4 protein-coding genes are annotated in these 4593 nt (G+C 64.8%); 3 read left to right on the top strand and 1 reads right to left on the bottom strand.

Annotated elements, in window-relative coordinates; translation table 11 throughout:
* The first annotated feature begins 596 nt into the window (after positions 1–596).
* Both M7H19_RS10125 and M7H19_RS10120 read left to right on the top strand, forming a co-directional pair.
* The gene (locus tag M7H19_RS10125; RefSeq protein ID WP_298180081.1) at positions 597–1022 is read left to right on the top strand and encodes an OsmC family peroxiredoxin; all 426 of its coding nucleotides are present in this window, start codon (positions 597–599) and stop codon (positions 1020–1022) included.
* A gap of 212 nt (positions 1023–1234) precedes the next feature.
* Complete coding sequence (locus M7H19_RS10120) at positions 1235–2530, top strand: lysine 2,3-aminomutase (RefSeq protein WP_298180079.1); 1296 nt, start codon at positions 1235–1237, stop codon at positions 2528–2530.
* Between the two features lie 110 nt (positions 2531–2640).
* On the opposite strand, the gene M7H19_RS10115 is transcribed toward M7H19_RS10120, so the two are convergent.
* Positions 2641–3393, bottom strand: coding sequence for an NAD(P)H-dependent oxidoreductase (locus M7H19_RS10115; protein ID WP_298180077.1), 753 nt, complete (start codon positions 3391–3393; stop codon positions 2641–2643).
* Between the two features lie 132 nt (positions 3394–3525).
* Between M7H19_RS10115 and M7H19_RS10110 the strand changes: the two genes are divergently transcribed.
* Positions 3526–4380: a helix-turn-helix transcriptional regulator gene (locus M7H19_RS10110; RefSeq protein WP_298180075.1), complete on the top strand. Its 855-nt coding sequence runs from the start codon at positions 3526–3528 to the stop codon at positions 4378–4380.
* Positions 4381–4593: the final 213 nt, after the last annotated feature.

Here is a 4593-nt window from a genome sequence, read left to right as displayed (position 1 = left end):
CAGCCACAACAGCCAGAAGCCCCAAGGAAAAGACAGTCAAAAAACAACCAGTCAAACCACCCAGCCAAAAGACCAGACCATTCAACCAGCCCACACGCTGACCATCCAAACACCCTGTTGAGTTCTCAAACAACACGCCACGACAATAACCACTCACATGTATATGTGAACGGCGCTAATCGAAGCAACCTGACCACTCTAGCATTCGCAAACTGCACCGTCTACCGCGGGTATGATGACCCCGCACACAGGCAGTCGAGCCTCTATTCGAGTCTCAAGTGATCCCCGCGCTTCGGTCTGCGGACCGCGCCAGCGCTCTCCCGAGCCTGTCGCGTGCCTCCGTGACCTCCGGACCTGCCTTGTTCGGCTGTTCCGTTCCCCCGCGGGCAAATACAAATATACACACCCTCGGAAGGGGCGCGACGAGGGGGTCCCTCGTCGCCACCATGGTACCCGTGAGCAGGGGGAACATCAAGTCCATCGTCCGAAACGGCGATCGGAGGCCATGCCGGCCCGTCCACGCGGACACTCCTCTGCGCCTCGCTTCGACTGTTAGCCTGCGAGCACCAACTACTCCGCACATCAGAGGAGAAGGCATGTCAGTCACTCGCAAAGCAAGCACCCGCTGGACCGGAGAGCTCCAGAGCGGCAGCGGCACCACCAGTTTCATCTCGTCCAGCCTGCCGGACACGCCGGTCACCTGGGCGGCTCGCGCGAACGAGCCGGAAGGCAAGACCAGCCCCGAGGAGCTCATCGCGGCCGCCCACGCCTCCTGCTATTCCATGGCGCTCTCCGCCGGCCTGGGCAAGGCCGGCCACTCACCGGAGGAGATCCACACCGAGGCCAGCGTCGACTTCAAGCCGGGGACCGGCATCACCGGTATCGCACTCGTCGTCCGCGCCACCGTCCCGGGCATCGAGGCCGGCGAGTTCGCCGAAATCGCTGAGGCGACCAAGGACGGCTGCCCGGTGAGCCAGGCGCTCAAGACGGTGCCCATCACGCTGGAGGCGACTTTGGGCTAGGGTCGAGCCCCAGCATTAGAAAGCTTCATATTGACCGCACACCGTGCGTGAAGCACCGAGCGCATCGCCCGTGACCGCAAAGTCGCGGAGTCGATCCCCGGATGGGGGTCCAACCGGGGATCGACTGGGTTGGTGCGAATTTCACGCACATACTGGTATGCGTGCCCCCTGCCCAGCTGAAAAACTCACACGTAGAGGAGGTCGAGTACGTCGTGACCACTCCCGAGAGCACCGGTCGGCGATTTCGTGCCTACACCATCCGCCATCTTGACGACCTGCTGAAGCGCGCGTCGCTGACAGAGGAACAACGGCTCCGGACGAGAGCGGTGGCGTCGGTGCTCCCGTTCCGCACCAATGCCTACGTCATCGATGAGCTCATCGACTGGGACAATGCCTTCGACGACCCGATGTTCCGACTGGTCTTCCCTCAGGAGGACATGCTTCCCGCCGCGGACGTCGACCACATCGCGACGCTGTTGAAGAACGGCGCCTCCAAGCAGGAGATCACGGCGGCGGCCAACGAAGTCCGCTACAAACTGAACCCGCACCCGGCAGGCCAGATCCAGCTGAACATTCCCAAAGCCGGGGAAGAGGTGGTCCAGGGCCTCCAGCACAAGTACAAGGAAACGGCGCTGTTCTTCCCCCAGCAGGGGCAGACGTGCCACGCATACTGCACTTACTGTTTCCGGTGGGCGCAGTTCGTCGGGATCGACGATCTGAAGATCGCGAACAACGACGTCGATCAGCTGGCCGGATACGTCCGGCGACACCCCGAGGTCACCAGTGTGCTGCTGACCGGCGGCGACCCGATGATCATGGGTGAGGCGGTCCTCCGCCGGTACATCGAGCCGCTCCTCGACATAGACCACGTCGAATCGGTCCGGATCGGTTCGAAGGCGCTGGCCTACTGGCCGCAGCGCTTCGTCACCGACCCCGACGCCGACGACACGCTGCGACTGTTCGAGGAGGTCGTGAAATCAGGTCGGAACCTGGCGTTCATGGCGCACTTCTCGCACCACAAGGAGTTGGAGCCCGAACTGGTCCAAGAAGCGGTCCGTCGGATTCAGGACACCGGTGCCGTCATCCGCACCCAGGCGCCGCTCATCCGCACCATCAACGACGATGCGGACCAGTGGGCGCAGATGTGGCGGACCCAGCACAAGCTCGGAATGATTCCGTACTACCTGTTCGTCGAGCGCGACACCGGACCGCAGGACTACTTCTCGGTACCGCTGGTGCGGGCCTGGGAGATCTTCCGGGACGCGTTCAGCCGGGTATCGGGACTGTGCCGCACGGTCCGCGGGCCGTCGATGTCGGCGACGCCGGGCAAGGTCGCCGTGGACGGCGTGACGGACATCAACGGGGAAAAGGTGTTCGTGCTGCGGATGCTTCAAGCCCGGGATCCTGAGATCGTGGGCCGTCCGTTCTTCGCCAAATATGACGAGAACGCGGTCTGGCTCGACGATCTGAAGCCGGCGTTCGCCGATAAGTTCCCCTTCCAGATCTGACGGAGGACCGCAGCGGCGCTCTCGGCGTCCGTTCGCCCTCTTGATCGTGCCCTGGCCGGGGACGTCCTGCACAGCCGGAGCGGCTCGAAGCCGCTCCGGCTGTGGCGTGTTCAGGCGATGTGGAGGCCGAAGCCGCCGGTTCCAGGGCGTTCCCTGCCGGATTTGAGCCGGCGATGCCGGTCGTAGTCGCCGCTGTCTTGGGGGCGGTAGGCGATCGGTGCGGTCTCGGTGAGGGTTTCGAGGCGGGTGCGGAGGCGGGTCACCGCTTCGGCGTAGCCGTTCTGGTCGAGTCTCACGGTGCCGGTGATCACGATGGGCGGTAGGACGTCCATGCCGGTATAGAAGAGGATGCCGTGGTGGATCGGGAAGAGCAGGTCTTCGATACTGCCGTTGATGCCCCGGTCGGACAGGTGCGGTTCGGCGGCGCCGGTGGTGACGACGGTCATCGCGCGTTTGCCTGTGAGTCGGCCGTCGCCGTAACGTTTCCAGGCGTGGGTGGCGCCGTAGCCGAATCCATTGGTGAAGACCCGGTCGATCCAGCCCTTCATGATGGCGGGCATGGTGAACCACCACAGGGGAAATTGGAGGATGAGGGTGTCGGCGGCCAGGAGCCGCTCTTGTTCGGCGGTGATGTCGGCGGATTGCGTGCCGCTTTCGTAGGCTTCGCCGGCGGCCGACATGAAGGTGCCGCCCTCGGTGGCGCCGAAGTCGTCGTAGTCGGCGGTGGCCTTCCATTTCATGGCGTAGAGGTCGCTGACGGTGGCGGTGTGGCCGAGGGCCTTGAGCGTCGTGGTCATCTCCTCGCGCAGCGCGGCGTTGAGCGAAGTCGTGGATGGATGGGCGTAGACGATGTGAGTGTGCATGGGGACCATGTTGGGGTCACCGCAGAGCAGCTGCCAGACACCTGTTCGACCTGAGGTTGTTCGACCCTAGGAATGACAGTCCTAGGCACCCGGCGGCAAAGGCGGTGATACTTGTCGATGGAGGTGGTCCGCATGGAATCGGATACGACGGGGATTCATCGGCTGGAGGACGTGGCCGATCTCGGCAAGTTCTTGCAGGCAAGACGAGCTCGCGTACATCCGTCCGATGTGGGCTTGCCGGGTGATTCGCGGCGTCGCGTGCCGGGGTTGCGGCGGGAGGAGCTGGCGCTGCTCGCCGGGGTGAGCGTGGACTATTACACGCGCCTGGAACAGGGGAGGGCGAAGCGGCCCTCCGATCAGGTGTTGGACGCGGTGGCGCGGGCGTTGCGGCTCGACTCGGCCACACGGGCGCATCTGCACCGCTTGGCGGGCTATGCGCGGATCGAACCGGGTCATCCGTGCGCCGAGGTGCGTCCGGAGCTGCGGACGATGCTCCGGTCGATCGATCAGTTTCCGGCCATGCTGCAGAATCACCGGATGGATGTACTGGTGGCGAACGGGATGGCGCGAGCGTTGTACGAACCGCTCGGTTGGGACGTGGGCCGGCATCCGAACGTGGCCCGGTTGCTGTTCGACGAGGATTCGCCTCCATTCTTTCCGGATTGGTCGGTGTGCGCGGCGGATACGGTGGCGCAGTTGCGGAAGGTCGCGGCGCTGTTCTCGGAGGACGAGGAGCTGGCGACGTTGATCGGTGAGCTGTCGATGCGGCATCGGGACTTCGCGGGGCTGTGGGCTCGGGCGGAGGTGCGCGACTGCAATGTCGAGACGCTCCGGTTCGACCATCCGATCGTGGGGCCGTTGACGCTGCACAAGGAGCAGTTCCGGGTGGCCGACGGGAGTGGTCAGCTGCTGGTGACGCTGTCGGCCTCGCCGGGGACCGACGACCATGACAAGCTGCGGCTGTTGAGGTCGGGCTGCTCGGCCTGATCTCGGCAGCGTCACTCGGCGGTGGCGCTCGGCGGTGGCGGCGAGCTCGTCGAGGAGTTTCCTCCGGACCCGTGAGGAGGACGCGGCTCTGATGCCCTGTTCTCGGCCGGTCGTGACGAACGCGGCGAGGGCCGTTCCGGGGCGGTCCGCGCCTTGGTCGGCTGCCGGGCCGCCGACGCTGGTGTCGATGATCGTCCCGAGATGCGGCAAGGA

This window comes from Saccharomonospora sp. (assembly GCF_027317685.1).
Lineage (GTDB): Bacteria > Actinomycetota > Actinomycetes > Mycobacteriales > Pseudonocardiaceae > Saccharomonospora.
Note: the sequence above shows the minus strand (reverse complement) of the source record. Positions and strands in the feature narration are given on the sequence as shown.